The sequence below is a fragment of the Rahnella sp. P4_A8 genome, assembly GCF_056402435.1.
The window spans coordinates 135,120-152,945 of sequence record NZ_JBFUHK010000001.1 but is presented as its reverse complement, the minus strand read 5'-3'; the positions used below and the strand labels follow the sequence as shown (position 1 = coordinate 152,945).

Genomic DNA, 17,826 nt, shown 5'->3' with positions numbered 1-17,826 from the left:
CCGAAATGAAGGCACCGCGTAGCGGCAAGATTTCCAGCCTGTCACTGTGATACCTGAAACATGATTTACTAGCGATAGCGCGCAGTGAAAAAGCGCGGAGTCCAGAGGCCCGCGCGTTACCGGGTCTCTGGTCGGTGTGGGCCGACGCCCACGGTCTTGACCTTAAGCCTAGTCTGGGTGGCAACCCAGGTTTTACCCTTAGCGGCCAGCGAAAAGCGAAATTAAACAGCGCTTTGTTTATACCTGTCCGTCCCCCATCTCACCATCCCTTCCAGCAACTGTTTCAATAACACCTGCAATTCAGCCGCCTTATCAGGCGAGTAGGCAAATGGCTCCATCTCCTCCATGTAATTCACCTGCGCCAGCTCAAGCTGAACAGCGTGAATATCCATATCAGGCTGGCCGTAAGCCCTCGTGATATATCCGCCCTTAAAACGGCCATTAAGCACATGGCTGAAGCGGGTTTGTTGCTGGCAGGTTCTCTCAAGGATTTCACTCAGCGCCGGTGAACAGCTTGCGCCGCTGTTGGTGCCGAGGTTGAGATCCGGTAACTGGCCGTCGAAAAGACGCGGGATCACCGATGCAATGGAATGCGCATCAAACAGCAGTGCATAACCGAATTCCTGTTTCATGCGCGCCAGTTCTGACTGGATTTTCTGGTGATACGGTTGCCAGATTTGATCCAAATATTGCTGGCGTTGGGTATTTGTCGGCGTCATGCCTGGTTTGAAGGTCGCGCGACCATCAAATAACGTCTCGGGATACAAACCCGTGGTGGCAGTGGTATACAGCGGTTTATCGTCGGAAGGCCGGTTGAGATCGATAACGAACCGTGAATACTGGCCGACCAGAATGCTGGCACCCAGTGAGCGCGCAAAATCGTACAGTTGCGGGATATGCCAGTCGGTATCGGAAAGCGGCAGGGCGGCTTCGCTCAGACTGCTGGCGACTTCTGGCGTCAGATGTGTACCTGCGTGAGGGATACTGATCAGTAACGGCGCTGTCCCCTGGATAAAATGGTACGGTTCAGCGATAACATTGGCAGTTGAAAGGCTCATGAACGGAACTCTCCTCGTACTTCTCCACGAAAAACAACAGTGCAGGGCAACTGACCGCCCAGCCAGTAAACCAGCCCGGCAGGACGCGACAGTGGCCAGTGTATAAAGTCAGCGACTTTGCCCGCTTCCAGCGTGCCGTGCGTGTCCTGTAAACCCAGCGCACGTGCACCATGGCAGGTGATCCCGGCCAGCGCTTCTTCAGGCGTCAGGCGGAACAAGGTACATCCCATGTTCAGCATCAGACGCAATGAAAGCGCAGGCGATGTGCCCGGATTGGCATCACTGGCCAGCGCCATCGGCACCCGATGTTTGCGGAACTCATCCACCGGCGGGCATTGTGTTTCGCGCAGCAAATAATAGGCCCCCGGCAGTAATACGGCGACGGTGCCGCTGGCGGCCATTGCCTGAGCATCTTCTGCTGTGGCGTATTCCAGATGGTCGGCTGACAGCGCATGATGTCGTGCAGCCAGGGCGCTACCATGCAGGGAAGACAGTTGTTCGGCGTGTAATTTAACCGGTAAACCTAAGGTTTTTGCGGCATTAAACACCCGTTCAACCTGTGCCGGTGAGAATGCCAGATGTTCACAAAAGGCATCGACGGCGTCGGCCAGATTTTCACTGGCAACCACCGGTAATAATGTGTCGCAGATGAGGTCAATATAGTCATCAGCGCGTCCTTTGAATTCCGGCGGCAGGGCATGAGCGGCAAGGCAGGTGGATTTCACCTCGACTGGCAGCATGACACCTAACCGGCGGATCACCCGCAGCATCTTCAGCTCGCTCTCTACACTCAGCCCGTAACCCGATTTAATCTCAACACAGGTTACGCCTTCGGCCAGCAGGGGTTGTAAGCGGAACAACGCCTGAGCCAGAAGTTCATCTTCGGTGGCCTCGCGCGTGGCATTGACGGTGGAAAGAATTCCCCCACCGGCTGCGGCGATTTCTGCGTAGCTGACGCCGTTCAGCCGCTGTTCAAATTCTGCGCTGCGGTCGCCGCCAAATACCAGATGCGTATGGCAGTCAACAAAGCCCGGCGTGATGATCCCGCCGCTGAATTCATGCTGTGTGGCGCCTGCGAAAACCGGACAATCTGCGGCAGGGCCGGTCCAGACGATTTTCCCGCCTGCGACAGCAATCGCCCCGTTTTCAATCAGGTTGTAATGGCCGTCCTGCATGGTGACCAGCGTGGCACCGCGCCATACGCTGTCACAACGGGAAGGGGGTTCGGAAGAAAAAGAAGGGGATATCGCTACCGGCATGACAGGCTCCAGGCTGAATTCATCTTGTATAGACAACTAAAGTCAACCTAACGCATAACCGTTAAACCGGCAAGGCGCCCGGCGATAGTTTTTTCTTATTACGAGACGTCTTCCAAAATTTGAACGAAGAGATAGCGGCCGTACAAAGCCGCCATTAAGGTGTGCCGGAATCAGCCGTGGCTGGTGAAACGTCCAAATAATTGATAGCGGGAACCCGGGTAAATCAGGCGCGCGGAAGTCACTACGCGGCTGCCGCTCCAGGTCCGGCGGTGGATCAGGAGACAAGGCTCATGTTCATTCAGTTGCAACAGCTCGCGTTGCTCATCGCTGGCACTGATGGCTTCAACGCGATGTTCACCCGCCGTCAGCGGCGCGATTTCCATCAGGTACGTATAGGGCGTCTGCTTGTTCAGCACCTGTTGCAGATAATCGGGTGCGGTTTCCGGGTTCACAAAACGGTCTTCAATCTGCACCGCGACGTTGTTTTCGTAATGAACAATTTGCGAATAAAACATCATCGTGCCAGTGGCGATACCCAGTTGCAGCGCCTGATCGGCATCCGCCAGCCGCGCTTCACACACCAGAATCTTGCTGTCATGGCGATGACCGCGCTGGGCAATTTCATCGGCAATGTTGTGCACTTCCAGCATCGGCGTGTAGGCCTTGGCTTCGGCCACAAACGTGCCGACTCCCTGCATGCGGATCAAAAAACCTTCGCTGGTCAGTTCACGCAAAGCACGGTTGATGGTCATACGGCTGACGCCAATTTCATTGACCAGCTCACTTTCAGAAGGTACCCGCTGATGCGGTTTCCAGACACCGGCGCGGATCTGGCTGATGATCGCCTGTTTCACCCGCTGATAAATCGGTGCGGGTGTATCGCTCATCGCGGCCGCCAGTTCGGACAATGTCTGCTGCGACACGCCCTGTTGTTGTGTGACCTGATGTGGCGCGGCACCATTTTGAGAAAGTGGTGTGGGCTCCGACATGTCTCTTACCTCACTCAATGAAATTCCAGAAATATTGGGAAAGCTTGCCTGTTCGCCCGGCATTTTCCATCAGTGGAAAGTAAACGGAAAGGGCGTGACGGAAAACTAAATTTATAAAAAAAAGGGTTGTTGCAAGTTTACAGCGCAATCAGGCATATGTATATGTATAGACAAGTCGGTTAAAAGTTTTGCAATTGTTTCCGTAAAATTGCATTTATGTTTCTTCTTACTGTTCAGGAATGATGCTGTTATGCCTGCTTATTTTGCTTCACGCGCCTTACTTTCAGATGGCTGGGCGCATAACGTGCGGCTGGACGTCGATGCAGCCGGAATGCTGACTGCGGTGACCCCGGACAACGATGCGCAGGGGTGTCTTCCCCTTTCCGGTCCGGTGGTTCCGGGCATGCCGAACCTCCATTCGCACGCCTTTCAGCGGGTGATGGCCGGGCTGGCGGAAGTCGCCGGTGATCCGCAGGACAGCTTCTGGACCTGGCGTGACCTGATGTATCGCATGGTGCAGCGCCTCACACCTGAGCAGGTGGGTGTCATTGCCCGTCAGTTGTATATCGAAATGCTCAAAGGGGGTTACACGCAGGTGGCTGAATTCCACTATCTGCATAACGACATCAGCGGTCAGACTTATGCCGACCACGGTGAAATGACTGCCCATCTGAGTGAAGCCGCGTCACAAACCGGCATCGGACTGACCATGCTGCCGGTGCTTTACAGTTACGCCGGATTTGGCGCGCAACCGGCACAGGCCGGACAGAAACGGTTTATTCAGGATACGGACAGTTACCTCAAACAACAGGAAATTATCCGCAAACAACTCAGCGGTAAAAGCCTGCAAAATCAGGGATTGTGCTTCCATTCCCTGCGCGCAGTCACGCTGGAACAAATGCAGCAGGTGTTGCAGTCCGCAGATAAAAACCTGCCGGTGCATATTCATATCGCCGAACAACAGAAAGAAGTGAACGATTGTCTGGGCTGGAGCGGGCAGCGCCCGATTTCCTGGCTGTATGACAATCTGGATATTGATTCCCGCTGGTGTCTGATCCACGCCACGCACGCTGACCGTTTCGAGCTGGCGAGCATGGCAAACAGCGGGGCGGTCGCGGGGTTGTGTCTGACCACCGAGGCTAATCTGGGCGATGGCATTTTCCCCGGCGTCGATTATCTGGCGCAGTCAGGTCGATGGGGGATCGGTTCCGACAGCCATGTCTCCCTGAACGTGGTTGAAGAACTGCGCTGGTTTGAATACGGGCAACGCCTGCGTGACCAGCGACGTAACCGGCTGACGACCTCTGCGCAAAATTCTGTAGGCGATGTGCTGTATACGCAGGCATTACAGGGCGGTGCACAGGCTTGCGGCGCGGCTATCGGGCAGCTTTCTGCGGGGTATCGTGCCGACTGGCTGGTGCTCGACGGGCAGGACCCCTATCTTGCCGCCGCAAAAAACAGTGAACTGCTCAACCGCTGGCTGTTCGCCGGTAATACCGGGCAGATCCGTGATGTGTATGTCGGCGGTATTGCGCGCATTGTGAACGGCCAGCATGAACAACAACAGGCTGCGGCGGCGGATTTCCTCGCGCTTCTCCGTCAGCTGGCGGGGGACGTTGCATGATTGCCTGGCAACATTTCACCTTCGATGACCTGCCGGTCAGCCCGTGGCGTAACGGCGGTGGCGAAACCCGCGAAATCTTCAGTTTCCCTGCCGGTGGCCATGATTTTGACTGGCGCGCCAGTATTGCCACCATCGCACAGGATGGCCCGTTCTCGGCATTTCCCGGTATTGACCGTTCCATCACCTTGCTGAGCGGGGAAGGTGTGCATTTGCAGGCACAGCCTGATGTCGATCACTTACTCGTTGTCGCTGGTGAGCCTTTTGCCTTCAGCGGTGATACTGCGCTCCATGCCCGCCTGATGGGAGGAGTGACAACTGATTTTAACATCATGACGCGACGTACTGAATGTGCCGCACGGGTGATTGCCGCACGCGAGCACCTGACGGTGACGCGGGAAAAAGGTGGCGTGATTTATGTCATCAGCGGGATGTGGCAACTGGCGGATGGCCCGCTGCTGAGGGCGGGCGAGGGATATTGCTGGTCTGAGACAGCGGCACAATCGCAACAGGGTTCCGTGAGTCTGACCCCAGTTGCTCAGCAACAGAGATGCCTGCTGTTGTGGGCGGCGATCACCTGATAAATACCTTACAGGATTGCGCTAAAAGGGAGCATGGCGCGCACCTAATTGATTCATCAGCCCGCGCAAAACGTCCCATAACCGGCGCTGAATGTTGTAAAAGTGCATGTGCAGAAACTGGCATAAAGCTTGCTTAAATATTGTCGACTGACTTGTATAGACAAGAATATACAGTAGCGTAATTTGCCTGCGGCTTTCACTGCCACAGGCATTTCCCCCGAGACAGATACTTTGGCAGGAGTGGCAGATGAGCAACATGATTTCCAGGGCTGTACTGAAGCGTTCGTTGTCTTTGTTAGGGCTGGCAGTGGCGCTGGGTAGTGTGACAGTCAGCGTGGCGCAAGCGGCGAATACGCCGGTTGCTATTGGTATTTCTGGCTGGACCGGTTTCGCACCACTGACCCTGGCAGACAAAGCGGGCATCTTTAAAAAGAACGGTCTGGATGTCACGCTGAAAATGGTGCCGCAGCAGTCGCGTCATCTGGCCATCGCTTCCGGTTCCCTGCAATGTGCGGCGACCACCGTGGAAACCTATTTAACCTGGAACGCCAGCGGGGTGCCGATCAAACAAATCGTACAGCTGGATAAATCTTACGGCGCAGATGGTATCGCGGTGCGTAGCGGTATCAACAAGATTACCGATCTGAAAGGCAAAACCATCAGCGTGGATGCACCGGGTACGTCTTCTTACTTCCTGCTGGCGTGGATCCTCGATAAAAACGGCATGACGATGAAAGACGTCAAACTCGCCACGCTCGGGCCGGATGCCGCTGCGCATGCCTTTATTGCCGGACAGAATGATGCGGCAGTGACCTATGAACCCTATCTTTCCAACATCCGCCAGAGCCCGGATAAAGGGAAGATTCTGGCAACCACGCTGGAATATCCGATGGTGATGGACACGCTGGGCTGTACGCCAGACTGGCTGGATAAAAATCCTAAAGCCGCTCAGGCGCTGGTGAACAGCTACTTTGAAGCGCTGGATATGATCAGGAAAGAACCGGAGAAATCCAACGAGATCATGGGCGCAGCAGTGAAAGAGACCGGCAAACAGTTTGCAGAAGAATCCAGTTATCTGCGCTGGCAGGATCGTGAGGCCAATCAGAAATTCTTCAGCGGTGAAATTGTGACCTTCACTAACGAAGCTGCGCGCCTGCTGACTGAGATGAAAATTCTGCGTAAAACGCCGGATATCAATACGTTATATGACGCGAAGTACGTGAAATAGCCATGAAGGACCGCGATATGAACAGCCCTGTCAGCCAGACAGCAGAACAACATATGACTTCGCAGTCAGCCTTACGCGAGCCGGCACCGTTGCCGGCAAGCAAAAAAGTCTGGCATAACCCGATGATGGTGCCTTTGCGTCCGGTCGCGTCGCGGCGTCGCTGGTTTCTCGGGTTCTGTTTCTTTGTGCTGTTTTTTGCTGTGTGGGCGCTGGTGACGTTTACCGGCCTTGTTTCCCCGACATTCCTCGCCAGCCCGGCGAGCATGTTGCAGGAAGGGATTTTACTCTTTACCGATTTTGATTTTACGACTGATATAGGCATGACGGTGATGCGCGTGCTGGGCGGCTTTATTCTGGCCTGCGCCATTGCCGTTCCGCTCGGCATCCTCATGGGGTCTTACAAACTGATCGAAGCTTTTTTCGAACCGTTTGTGTCCTTTTGCCGGTATCTGCCTGCGTCAGCGTTTGTGCCGTTGCTGATCCTGTGGGCGGGTATTGGTGAAATGCAGAAAGTTCTGGTGATTTTCATCGGCTCTTTCTTCCAGATCACCCTGATGGTGGCGGTAACCGTGGGGGCAGCGCGGCGTGACCTGGTGGAAGCCGCGTATACGCTGGGCGCCACCAACCAGAGTGTGGTGCGCAGGGTGATCATTCCCGGTGCGGCACCGGAAATTGCTGAGTTGCTGCGCCTTGTGCTCGGCTGGGCATGGACTTATGTCATTGTGGCGGAGCTTATCGGATCCTCGAGCGGTATCGGACACATGATTGTTAACAGTCAGGCACTGCTCAATACCGGGCAAATGATCTTCGGCATTATTGTGATTGGTTGCATTGGTTTGCTCTCCGATCTGTTGTTCAAAGCGGCCAACCGTCGGCTGTTTGTATGGAGTTCATTGTGATGAGCCATCCGAAACTGAGTGTCCGTCAGGTTGAACGTATTTTTACCGGCCCGAAGGGCGAGAAAACGCAGGCGCTGTTGCCGGTGGATTATCGGGTTGATGAAAACGACTTCATCACCATTCTCGGGCCTTCCGGCTGTGGTAAATCCACGCTGTTGCGCATTGTCGCCGGGCTGGATCAGCCAACGCGTGGCGAAGTGTGGCTCGATGGTGAACAGGTAGACGGCCCCGGTGCCGATCGCGGCATGGTCTTTCAGAGTTATACCTTGTTTCCGTGGCTGACCGTTGAACAGAACATCCGTTTCGGTTTGCAGGAGCGTGGCGTGAGTAAGGCAGCGCAAAAAGAGCGCAGCGACTACTTTATTAATAAGGTCGGGCTGCGGGGTTTTGAGCAGCACTTCCCGCGTCAACTTTCCGGGGGGATGCAGCAACGCACCGCCATCGCCCGCGCACTGGCGAATGACCCGAAAATTTTGCTGATGGATGAGCCTTTTGGCGCCCTGGATAATCAGACCCGCGTGATGATGCAGGAACTGCTGTTATCGATTTGGGAATCCTCGCGCAAAACCGTGTTGTTCGTGACACATGATATCGACGAAGCGATTTTCATGGCTAATAAGGTGGCGATTTTCAGTGCCCGGCCGGGGCGGATCAAAACCGAAGTAGCGGTTAATTTCCCGCATCCGCGGGACTACACCCTGAAAACGTCGCCGGAATTTATGGCGCTGAAAGCGCGGGTTACCGAAGAAATTCGTACCGAAACGATGCAGGCAATGGACCACTGATTTCACCGCCCCGCATCTGTACAGAATAGATTGTAGATTCGTCATGTAATGCGTAAATGCCCGGCGGGCTGCGTCCTTAGCCGGGTTTACTTCCGGTTTCACTTGTCTATACAGGAATAGATTATGGCTTCTTCATCCAATGCGTTAACCCTTTGCCGCCTGCAACCAGGTCATGTTGATCTGCCGATGCTGCGCAAGATTTATCAGGGCAATGTCCGCCTTGAACTGGCTGAGGAGGCGCGTGCAGGCGTGCTGGCGTCGCAGGAAACGGTCACCCGCATTGTTGAGTCGGGGAAAGTGGTCTACGGCATCAATACCGGTTTCGGCAAGCTGGCACAGACGCGTATTCCGGCGGCGCGTCTGGCGGAACTGCAACGCAATCTGGTGTTGTCGCACAGCGTCGGTATCGGCAAGGATCTGGCGGATAACGTGGTGCGTCTGGTGATGGCGACCAAAGTGCTGAGCCTGTCTCGCGGCCATTCCGGCATCCGCATTGAGGTGATCGATGCACTGATTACCTTGTTCAATGCCGGTGTTTATCCGTGTATTCCTGAGAAAGGCTCCGTGGGAGCATCCGGTGACTTAGCGCCGCTGGCGCATCTCTCCCTGATGCTGATTGGTGAGGGGCAGGTCACGGTGCAAGGCGAAAAAATGTCGGCGACTGAAGGTCTGGCGACGGCAAGCCTGAAGCCATTTGAACTTGGGCCGAAAGAAGGGCTGGCCCTGCTTAACGGCACACAGGTTTCCACCTCGCTGGCGTTGTCCGGTCTGTTTGAAGCCGAACGCGTATTTTCTGCCGGACTGGTGGCGGGCGCATTGTCGCTCGAAGCCATCAAAGGTTCCGTAAAACCGCTGGATGCACGCATTCACGAAGCCCGCGGCCAGCAGGGTCAGATTGGGGTGGCGGCGGCACTGACCGAGATCCTTCGCGGGAGTGACATTGTCACGTCTCATGCGGATTGCGGCCGCGTACAGGATCCGTATTCCATCCGCTGTGTACCGCAGGTGATGGGGGCTTGTCTGGATAACCTGCACCACGCTGCCCGTATCCTGCGCATTGAAGCCAATGCCGCTTCTGATAATCCGCTGGTGTTTTCCGAAAACGGTGACGTGATTTCCGGCGGTAACTTCCATGCCGAACCGGTGGCTTTTGCTGCCGATATCATCGCGCTGGCCGTCGCTGAGATCGGCGCGATTTCCGAGCGTCGTATGGCGTTACTGCTCGATACCGGGCTTTCCGGTTTACCGGCGTTTCTGGTCAATGACGGCGGTGTGAACTCCGGCTTTATGATTGCGCAGGTAACCGCAGCGGCACTGGCGTCGGAAAACAAATCGCTGGCGCATCCGGGCAGCGTTGACAGCCTGCCGACCTCGGCGAATCAGGAAGATCATGTATCCATGGCAACCTACGCCGCCCGCCGTCTGGGTGACATGTGCTTTAACACCAGCGTGGTCGTGGGCATTGAAGCGATGGCCGCCGCACAGGGTATTGATTTCCTTCGTCCGCTGCAAAGTTCAGCGACGCTGGAAAATGAAATGAAAGCTATCCGTGAAAACGTGGCGTTTCTTGAAAAAGACCGCCTGATGGCACCGGACGTTGAAATGATGCGTCTGTGGGCTTCCCGCGAGCATTGGCCTGCGGCGATTGAAGCGCTGCTGCCAAGCTTTGCCTGATGACTTTTGTCCTGTAAAGATTGATTCAAACACCCTATTTCAGAGAAGGAAACGATGATGAACGCTCCACAAAAAACGGCCATTGCCCGCGTTGTTCGTGCGCCACAGGGCACGGAACTGAGCTGCCAGAACTGGCTGATTGAAGCGGCATACCGCATGATCCAGAACAACCTCGATCCGGATGTCGCTGAGCGCCCGGAAGATCTGGTGGTTTACGGCGGCATTGGTAAAGCCGCGCGCAACTGGCCGGCGTTTGAAGGCATTCTTGACAGTTTACGCAAGCTGCGTGAAGACGAAACGCTGCTGGTGCAATCCGGCAAGCCGGTTGGCGTTTTCCGCACCCATACCGATGCGCCCCGCGTGCTGATTGCCAATTCCAACATTGTGCCGCACTGGGCAAACTGGGATCACTTTCACGAACTGGATAAAGCTGGCCTGATGATGTACGGCCAGATGACCGCCGGTTCCTGGATTTACATCGGTGCGCAGGGCATCGTGCAGGGTACTTATGAAACCTTCGCGGAAGCGGGACGCCAGCATTACAACAGCGACCTGCGCGGCAAATGGATCCTGACTGCCGGTCTGGGCGGCATGGGCGGCGCCCAGCCACTGGCGGGCGTGCTGGCCGGAGCCTGCGTACTGGCAATTGAATGTCAGGAATCGCGCATCGATTTCCGTCTGCGCACCCGTTATCTCGATTACAAAGCACACAGCATTGATGAAGCGCTGGCCATGATTGAAAAAGCCTGCGCCGAGAAAAAAGCCATTTCCGTGGGACTGCTGGGCAATGCCGCAGAGGTGATGCCACAACTGGTTGCCCGCGCAAAAGAAGGCGGTCTGCGTCCGGATATCGTCACTGATCAGACCTCGGCACATGACCCGCTGAACGGCTATCTGCCGGAAGGCTGGAGCCTGGAAAAATGGCAGGATGCGCGACTGTCAGATCCGCAATCGGTGGTGAAAGCTGCCCGTGCGTCGATGGCCAAACACGTTCAGGCAATGCTCGATTTTCATGCGATGGGCATTCCGACGGTCGATTACGGCAATAACATCCGTCAGGTTGCCAAAGACGAAGGCGTGGAGAATGCCTTTGATTTCCCGGGTTTTGTGCCTGCCTATATCCGTCCGCTGTTCTGTGAAGGCAAAGGCCCGTTCCGCTGGGTGGCGCTTTCCGGGGACCCGGAAGATATCTACAAAACCGACGCCAAACTGAAAGAACTGTTCCCCGACAACGCAAACCTCATTAACTGGCTGGACATGGCGCGCGAACGTATCGCTTTCCAGGGGTTACCGGCGCGTATTTGCTGGCTGGGGCTGGGAGAGCGCCATATTGCCGGTCTGGCATTCAATGAAATGGTACGTAACGGCGAACTGAAAGCGCCGGTGGTTATCGGCCGCGACCATCTCGACACCGGTTCTGTTGCCTCACCAAACCGTGAAACGGAAGCCATGAAAGACGGTTCTGATGCAGTTTCCGACTGGCCGCTGCTGAACGCTTTGCTCAATACTGCGGGCGGCGCAACGTGGGTCAGTCTGCATCATGGTGGTGGCGTCGGGATGGGCTTCTCGCAACACGCCGGAATGGTGATTGTGGCTGACGGTACCCGGGAAGCCGATGCCCGCCTTGACCGCGTGCTGTGGAACGACCCGGCAACCGGTGTGATGCGTCACGCAGACGCTGGCTATGAACAGGCAAAAGACTGTGCTGAACGTCATCACCTGAATTTGCCAATGCTCGCAAAGTAATAATGGTAAGTGATTAATTCATTGAGACATTAAATTGAACAAACCTCACGGGCAGTGGCGCAGGCCGTTGCCCGTTTTGTTTCAAAAACATTCGGAAAATGCTGCAAAAAGTGGCGTAAAAATCCGCTGATTTACGGCATACTCGGGAGCATATCTACTAGTGTGAGGTAAGTAATGGCTTCAGATCTGGCAGTTCTTGATTCGGCATTTAAAAAGCAGCAACAGCTTCTGAAAAATCTGGCAAGGCCCGGGGCGCGGTCACTGAGCGTTTATAACGCCGGGCTTTCGGCTGATGCGGTGCAAAAAAAATACGGCGTGACTCATATTGCCAAACTGGCCAGTAATGAAAACCCGCTTGGTGCCAGCCCGCAGGTGGTGGTGGCGTTAGAAGCGGATGCCCGTTTCAGTGCGATTTATTCTGATGCATCGAGTGCGGTGCTGCGTGACGCGCTGGCAGCGGATACCGGCGTGGCAGCCGAAAATATTGTTATCGGCAACGGTTCCGAAGACATTCTGCATATGCTGGCGCTGGCGTTTCTTAACCCCGGCGACCGTGTTGTGACGCTGATCCCCTCGTTTGGTTTACACGAAATCTTCCCGCGCATGATGGGGGCGGATGTCACGATGGTCGGCGTGAATGCACAGCAGGAATTTGATGTTGAAGCCTGGGAAACCGCACTGCGCACACCGGCCAAAATGTTGATTTTCAGCAACCCGTCCAATCCGGTGGGCTGCATGCTTAACCGGGAAGGATTCACCCGTATTATTAATGCTGCGCCAGCGGATTGCGTGCTGGTGATTGACGAAGCCTATTTCGAATATTGCGAAACCGACGCTGCCTATCCGGACAGTCTGCTGGTGCTGGCTGAGCAGCCACGACCGTGGATTGTGCTGCGGACTTTCTCGAAAGCGTACGGGCTGGCCGGGCTGCGGGTGGGGTATGGTTTAGCCAGTCACCCTGAACTGGTGAATTTGCTGGACAGGGTGCGGACACCTTTCAACATCAACCGTTCGGCGCAGGTGGCTGCCGTGGCGGCATTGCAGGATAAACAGCATGTCCGCGACAGCATTGCGCTGGTCACCGCACTGCGTGAGGACATGGCGGCCGAACTTACCGCGCTCGGTTTTAACGTCGCCTCATCCTGTGCCAACTTCCTGTTCTTCGATTGCGGCCGCCCGGCTACGGAACTGGCACAACGCTTGCTTACTTATGGCGTGATTATCAAACCCTGGCGTGAAACCGGTTATGAAAACTGGATCCGCGTGTCCATCGGTAATGAACAGGATAACCGGCAGTTTATCGACAGCCTGAAACGTATCCTGACGGAGGAGGCGGAGTGAAACGTGCTGCGCTGAACATTGACGATCTGCGCCGGCAGGCGAAATGCGCCTTGCCCCGTTTTGCGTTTAGCTATGTTGAAGGCGGGGCGGATGATGAGCAAACGCTGCAGGATAACCGTGAGGTTTTTGGCCGCTGGCGCTTTATTCCGCCGGTACTGAACGATTCAAGCCAGCGCGATTTGTCCGTCACGGTGTGCGGGCAGCGGCTTTCTGCACCGTTACTGATTGCACCGACAGGCTATAACGGCATGTTGCGTTTCGGCGCGGATACCATGCTGGCCCGTACAGCGAAACGCGCGGGTATCGCCTATATCCAGAGCACGGTTTCAACCGCTTCGCTTGAAGAAATCGCGGCACAAAATCTGCCACAGCACTGGTTTCAGTTGTATGTGCTCAAAGACCGGACCGTCACCACCAGCCTGCTGGAGCGGGCCAGAGCAGCCGGTTGCACCACGCTGGTGGTCTCGGTTGATGCGGTGCATTTCGGTAACCGCGAAAAAGATAAGCGTAATTACCGGCGGCCGATGAAGCTATCGGTGCTGAGCATGATTGATGTCGCGCTGCATCCGGGCTGGGTCTGGCGAACCTTAAAACCGGCAGGAATGCCCGGTTTCGGCAATCTCAAACCCTACGTTCCGGCAGATAAACAACGGGGAGCGGGCGGGGCGAGCTACTTTTCAGCGCAAATGGATACCCGTCTGAACTGGGAAACCCTGCGCTGGATCCGCAGCCAGTGGCAGGGCGCATTGTTGATCAAAGGGATCCTCGCGCCGGAAGATGCACAGCTCGCTTTTGCGAGCGGAGCCGATGGCATTGTGCTGTCAAATCACGGCGGGCGTCAGCTCGACGGTTCGGTAAGTGCACTGGAAGTGCTGCCGGAAATCCGCAAGCTGTGTGGTTCGCAGGCGACGATCCTCATCGACAGCGGTTTTCGCCGTGGCACTGACGTGGTGAAAGCCCTGGCGCTGGGCGCGGATGCGGTGCTGCTCGGCAGACCGATGTTATATGGTGTCGCCGCAGCCGGTGAGGCGGGCGCGCAACGGGCGCTGGAGATTATTTTGCAGGAAGTTGACCGCACGATGGCGCAGCTTGGCTGCACGTCGGTTCGCCAGCTTGGGCCGCATTTGTTGCGTCAACAACCCTATTGATTTGAAGTAATAACAAAAGCATCTTCAGAGAATTTTCATCAGACCCGTCAAATACAAAAATCACGGAGAGGCAGTTATGCAGGCACAGAATATTATCTTCCCGGCGCAAATCCTGCGCGGACCCGGCGTTATCTCTCAGCTTGGTGACATTTGCGCACTGCTGGGTACGCGTGCGCTGGTGATTGGTGGCCATCAGTCGCTGGCCGCCGTGGGGGATAAAATCCGCCACCAGCTTGAGGGTTCCGCCGTGGAACTGGTTGGCAGCGAATGGTTCGGCGGGGAAAGCAGTGAGGGCAATATCAGCCGCCTGGCTAAAATCGTTAAAGATAAAAAAGCCGATATCGTGATTGGTGTGGGTGGCGGCAAATCTCTTGATACCTGCAAAGCCGTTGGCGTGGAAACCAGTGTGCCGGTTGTGACGATTCCGACGATTGCCGCGACCTGCGCCGCCGTCACGCCGCTGACCATCCGTTACCATGACGACGGTCATTTCCGGGATTTATTCCCGCTGCCACAGGCACCGGCTTCGGTGATCATCGACAGCGAAATTCTGGCTGTTGCCCCGTTGCGCTGGCTGGCTGCAGGCCTTGGCGACACGCTGGCAAAATGGTATGAATTCCGTGCCATCAGCGGTCATCACGGCCAGCTGAGCGGCGTCGCACGTTCTTCCAGCGCCAACAGCCGGATCTGCTATGACCWGATTGAATCTTACGGCCCGGCGGCCTGCGACGCCGTGCGCGCCGGTAAACCGAACGCCGGGCTGGATCAGGTACTCGATGCTATTTTCATGTTTGCGGGCCTGACATCGCTGATGAGCAGCGGGGCACATGCCGCTGCTTCCCACGCCATTTATGAAGGTTTCACGGTCTGTGATAAAACCCGTGAATTCGGCCACGGTCTGCTGGTCGGCTTCGGCAACCTGTGCCTGCTGGCGCTGGAAAACCGCAGTGATGAGGAACTGCTGGAAGCCGTCAGACTTGCGCAAGCCTGCGCTGTGCCGCTGCGTCTGAGTGAGATAGCCGATCTTAATGAGGATGAGCTGGAAAGTATTGTGCAGGCATCACTGCATGCGCCGGATATGGCGAATATGCCGGGACACGTGACGGCGGAGGCGCTGTATGCGGCAATTGCAAGGGTGGAGGAAATGGGGGCGAGAATTAAGGATTTTTAGAGTTTCAGGTGTGTCGTGCAAGCTTTAACTTATTGGTTTTTCATTAATACCCCCTCCCGGCCTCCCCCTTCGCAGGGGGAGGAGCAAAAGCCAATCCCACAAGCAACCCGGTCGGCTCCCTCCCCTGCGAAGGGGAGGGTTGGGGTGGGGTATTACAGACAAAACAGTAAATTATGTACACTCCGGTTGAACGCCAAGCTTGCACGGGGCCTGAGCCAACCCGTGTCTGACATCAGATCCCCGCCAGATATCCCCCGTCCACATAGAGCACCTGCCCGGTGATATACGCTGCGGCCGGGCTGCTCAGAAATACCGCTGCGCCGATCAGATCTTCCAGTTCGCCAAATCTTCCCAGCGGGATCTTTGCCTGCATCTGCCGGCACCAGGCGGCGTTGTCATAAAACTCAGCGGTCAGGTCTGTTTTGAAATATCCCGGTCCGATGCCGTTTACCCGGATGTTTTTACCGGCCCATTCTGTTGCCAGAGTATGTGTCAGGCCGACCATCGCCGATTTAGATGCGCCGTAAGCAGCAGCGCCGGGCACGCCGACCTGGCTGGTCAGGGAGCACAGATTCAGGATGCTGCCACCGCCATTTTCAGCCATCAGCCGTGCTGCGGCCTGGGCGCAGAAAAATGCGCCTTTAAGATTGGTGGTCAGAATGCGGTCCCACAGCACTTCGTCGACATCCATCGACGGGCATAACTGTTCAGTACCGGCATTGTTAACCAGCACATCCGGCGGTGCGGGCAGGGAGGCGAAAGCGTCGGCAAAAGTGGCGGGCTGCGTGACGTCCAGTACCAGCGGCGTGGCGTCACCGCCTTGCTGGCGGATTTGTTCGCAAACGGCATTCAGCGTGGTGATATCACGCCCGCAGACAATGACGCTGGCTCCGGCTTGTGCCATACCTGAAGCCAGGGCCTGACCAATGCCGCGTGAACTGCCGGTGATCAGTACCCGCCTGCCTTGCAGCGAGAAACGTTGCAGGGAGAAAGGAGAGGCCATCAGGGTCTCCCCACAGGGCTTATCCGCGCCAGCCAGTCGCTGAACTCATCGGTATCTTCGACCGGTTCGCTGCCGAGCATGACGGCCATTGCCAGCCCGAGGGCGGAACTGGTTGGCGTATGGCCGCTGAAACCCCCGGCGCGTAAATCAAGCACCAGCGTCGGGCAGCAGAACATGGCGAGCCGGAAGATCCGCTGCCAGTGGGGTGGCAGCCAGCCGTGGCGGGCGAGTTGCGTCAGTAACGGCTGCCAGTATTCCTCGCCTTTGTCGCGTAAAAACGCTGCGCGCAGCGGGGTTAACTGCCAGTTATGATCGACATATAACGTGTCGCCGCGACGCATCACGGTCACTTTGTAAAGTTCGCCGCAGCGTGAAGGTTCATACAGCCACAGCGGATGGGCAAAAATGTTGTGGAATGTGGCTTTGATTTCCGCCAGTAGCGCCGGAATATTGCGACCGGCAAACGCCGGGTCGAAGCTGACCAGTTGCGGGATTTCCTCCGTTGTGTCGTACCAGACGTTGGCATTATGCGCGTCACCGTGCGCGGTAATCACCCCGTGATCGGCCAGTGCCGCCGGTGCCAGGCGGACGCCTGCTTCACTGAATAGTTGGCGTAAACTGTGCTGATAAGCCACGCCGTTGATTACCCATCGCAGGTTGCTCAGCGTCTGCCATTCCAGTTCCTCATCTTCCAGCCGGAAGGTTTTACCGACGTAAAAACGGGCCACGCGCCCACCAAAACCCGCGGTGATTTCCGGGTTTTCCGGAGAAATTAGCCGGTGATAGAACAACTGATGGACAGGTTCGGCCGCCACCGCACTGACTGAGCCGGGTTTCAGCGTCGGCAGGGTATGGGTCAGAATATCGCGGTCAGCGCGGCGCTGTGCCTCTTCGATTTCCGCTTCCTGGTCCCACGCCTGCTGCTGTTCGATATCGCGGCAGATGTCCGCCATGCGCCGGTCATGGCGCAGGGTGTACATCAGAATCTGCCGCCCCGGCTCGCCGCAGGCATAGACAGGAACATCCACGCGAAAGCCGCTTTCACGCAGCAATTCTGCGTTGTAATACTCCTCGATGGTTTTATCTTCGCCTTCTTCATTGTGATATTTGAAGAACAAGGCTCGGCCATCCTCAAGGGTCACGGTGCCGTTGAGAGAGTTGAGGCTGTACTGATCGCGGTTGATGGTGAGCTGACCGGCAGCCACGCCGGTGACTTCGCCGATAAGCTGGCGCAAAACGTCTGCCGCCTGCTGCCATTCTCCCGCCTGCACTAACTGACGCGCCTGCGCGGCCAGCGGTTCACTGCCCGTCATATTGCTCATC

15 protein-coding genes are annotated in these 17,826 nt (G+C 56.2%); 10 read left to right on the top strand and 5 right to left on the bottom strand.

The genetic code is table 11. The annotated features are described in order from the left end of the window. Positions 1–221: 221 nt before the first annotated feature. The 3 genes from hutG to hutC all read right to left on the bottom strand — a co-directional run bounded on the left by hutG (position 222) and on the right by hutC (position 3,306). Positions 222–1,058 carry an N-formylglutamate deformylase gene (hutG, locus tag AC1DUO_RS00680; protein WP_121019356.1) on the bottom strand — a complete coding sequence of 279 codons (837 nt, stop codon included), beginning with the start codon at positions 1,056–1,058 and terminating at the stop codon, positions 222–224. Continuing rightward, positions 1,055–2,317, bottom strand: coding sequence for an imidazolonepropionase (gene hutI, locus AC1DUO_RS00675; RefSeq protein ID WP_013575468.1), 1,263 nt, complete (start codon positions 2,315–2,317; stop codon positions 1,055–1,057). Before hutI ends, hutG begins: the two co-directional genes overlap by 4 nt. A 170-nt stretch (positions 2,318–2,487) precedes the next feature. Beyond that, positions 2,488–3,306, bottom strand: coding sequence for a histidine utilization repressor (hutC, locus tag AC1DUO_RS00670; protein ID WP_013575469.1), 819 nt, complete (start codon positions 3,304–3,306; stop codon positions 2,488–2,490). Between the two features lie 250 nt (positions 3,307–3,556). Here hutC and AC1DUO_RS00665 point away from each other — a divergent pair, with 250 nt between their 5' ends. The 10 genes from AC1DUO_RS00665 (at position 3,557) to AC1DUO_RS00620 (ending at position 15,500) form a co-directional block, all read left to right on the top strand. Beyond that, positions 3,557–4,930 (top strand): formimidoylglutamate deiminase, encoded by a 1,374-nt coding sequence (locus AC1DUO_RS00665; RefSeq protein ID WP_013575470.1) that lies wholly within the window; start codon positions 3,557–3,559, stop codon positions 4,928–4,930. Beyond that, entirely contained in the window at positions 4,927–5,508 is a 582-nt protein-coding gene (locus tag AC1DUO_RS00660; protein WP_217192439.1) for a HutD/Ves family protein, read from the top strand. Before AC1DUO_RS00665 ends, AC1DUO_RS00660 begins: the two co-directional genes overlap by 4 nt. A 247-nt stretch (positions 5,509–5,755) precedes the next feature. After that, a complete protein-coding gene (locus AC1DUO_RS00655) occupies positions 5,756–6,736 on the top strand; it encodes an ABC transporter substrate-binding protein (protein WP_013575472.1) in 981 nt (326 codons plus the stop codon). Positions 6,737–6,753: 17 nt separating this feature from the next. Next, positions 6,754–7,635 (top strand): ABC transporter permease, encoded by an 882-nt coding sequence (locus tag AC1DUO_RS00650; protein ID WP_013575473.1) that lies wholly within the window; start codon positions 6,754–6,756, stop codon positions 7,633–7,635. Further along, positions 7,635–8,420: an ABC transporter ATP-binding protein gene (locus AC1DUO_RS00645; RefSeq protein WP_013575474.1), complete on the top strand. Its 786-nt coding sequence runs from the start codon at positions 7,635–7,637 to the stop codon at positions 8,418–8,420. The genes AC1DUO_RS00650 and AC1DUO_RS00645 overlap by 1 nt, the downstream gene beginning before the upstream one ends. 123 nt (positions 8,421–8,543) lie before the next feature. Next, entirely contained in the window at positions 8,544–10,094 is a 1,551-nt protein-coding gene (gene hutH / locus AC1DUO_RS00640) for a histidine ammonia-lyase (RefSeq protein WP_217192438.1), read from the top strand. A 57-nt stretch (positions 10,095–10,151) separates the two neighbouring features. Next, positions 10,152–11,840: a urocanate hydratase gene (gene hutU / locus AC1DUO_RS00635; protein ID WP_015689922.1), complete on the top strand. Its 1,689-nt coding sequence runs from the start codon at positions 10,152–10,154 to the stop codon at positions 11,838–11,840. 174 nt (positions 11,841–12,014) lie between these two features. Continuing rightward, the gene (gene hisC / locus AC1DUO_RS00630) at positions 12,015–13,181 is read left to right on the top strand and encodes a histidinol-phosphate transaminase (protein ID WP_119261619.1); all 1,167 of its coding nucleotides are present in this window, start codon (positions 12,015–12,017) and stop codon (positions 13,179–13,181) included. Further along, positions 13,178–14,329, top strand: coding sequence for an alpha-hydroxy acid oxidase (locus AC1DUO_RS00625; RefSeq protein WP_013575478.1), 1,152 nt, complete (start codon positions 13,178–13,180; stop codon positions 14,327–14,329). The genes hisC and AC1DUO_RS00625 overlap by 4 nt, the downstream gene beginning before the upstream one ends. Before the next feature lie 76 nt (positions 14,330–14,405). After that, positions 14,406–15,500: an iron-containing alcohol dehydrogenase family protein gene (locus AC1DUO_RS00620; protein WP_477986174.1), complete on the top strand. Its 1,095-nt coding sequence runs from the start codon at positions 14,406–14,408 to the stop codon at positions 15,498–15,500. A 232-nt stretch (positions 15,501–15,732) separates the two neighbouring features. Here AC1DUO_RS00620 and AC1DUO_RS00615 read toward each other — a convergent pair whose 3' ends face one another. Further along, positions 15,733–16,503, bottom strand: a complete 771-nt coding sequence (locus AC1DUO_RS00615) for an SDR family NAD(P)-dependent oxidoreductase (RefSeq protein ID WP_121019351.1) — start codon at positions 16,501–16,503, stop codon at positions 15,733–15,735. Then, positions 16,503–17,825: a hypothetical protein gene (locus tag AC1DUO_RS00610; protein WP_013575481.1), complete on the bottom strand. Its 1,323-nt coding sequence runs from the start codon at positions 17,823–17,825 to the stop codon at positions 16,503–16,505. Before AC1DUO_RS00610 ends, AC1DUO_RS00615 begins: the two co-directional genes overlap by 1 nt. Position 17,826: the final 1 nt, after the last annotated feature.

What these genes read in the sequence shown, in the direction of transcription:
- hutC (WP_013575469.1), bottom strand. Translation starts at nt 3,306, where the DNA reads ATGTCGGAGCCCACACCACTTTCTCAAAATGGTGCCGCGCCACATCAG.
- AC1DUO_RS00665 (WP_013575470.1), top strand. Translation starts at nt 3,557, where the DNA reads ATGCCTGCTTATTTTGCTTCACGCGCCTTACTTTCAGATGGCTGGGCG.
- hutI (WP_013575468.1), bottom strand. Translation starts at nt 2,317, where the DNA reads ATGCCGGTAGCGATATCCCCTTCTTTTTCTTCCGAACCCCCTTCCCGT.
- AC1DUO_RS00645 (WP_013575474.1), top strand. Translation starts at nt 7,635, where the DNA reads ATGAGCCATCCGAAACTGAGTGTCCGTCAGGTTGAACGTATTTTTACC.
- hisC (WP_119261619.1), top strand. Translation starts at nt 12,015, where the DNA reads ATGGCTTCAGATCTGGCAGTTCTTGATTCGGCATTTAAAAAGCAGCAA.
- AC1DUO_RS00610 (WP_013575481.1), bottom strand. Translation starts at nt 17,825, where the DNA reads ATGAGCAATATGACGGGCAGTGAACCGCTGGCCGCGCAGGCGCGTCAG.
- AC1DUO_RS00650 (WP_013575473.1), top strand. Translation starts at nt 6,754, where the DNA reads ATGAACAGCCCTGTCAGCCAGACAGCAGAACAACATATGACTTCGCAG.
- hutU (WP_015689922.1), top strand. Translation starts at nt 10,152, where the DNA reads ATGAACGCTCCACAAAAAACGGCCATTGCCCGCGTTGTTCGTGCGCCA.
- hutG (WP_121019356.1), bottom strand. Translation starts at nt 1,058, where the DNA reads ATGAGCCTTTCAACTGCCAATGTTATCGCTGAACCGTACCATTTTATC.
- AC1DUO_RS00660 (WP_217192439.1), top strand. Translation starts at nt 4,927, where the DNA reads ATGATTGCCTGGCAACATTTCACCTTCGATGACCTGCCGGTCAGCCCG.
- hutH (WP_217192438.1), top strand. Translation starts at nt 8,544, where the DNA reads ATGGCTTCTTCATCCAATGCGTTAACCCTTTGCCGCCTGCAACCAGGT.
- AC1DUO_RS00615 (WP_121019351.1), bottom strand. Translation starts at nt 16,503, where the DNA reads ATGGCCTCTCCTTTCTCCCTGCAACGTTTCTCGCTGCAAGGCAGGCGG.
- AC1DUO_RS00655 (WP_013575472.1), top strand. Translation starts at nt 5,756, where the DNA reads ATGAGCAACATGATTTCCAGGGCTGTACTGAAGCGTTCGTTGTCTTTG.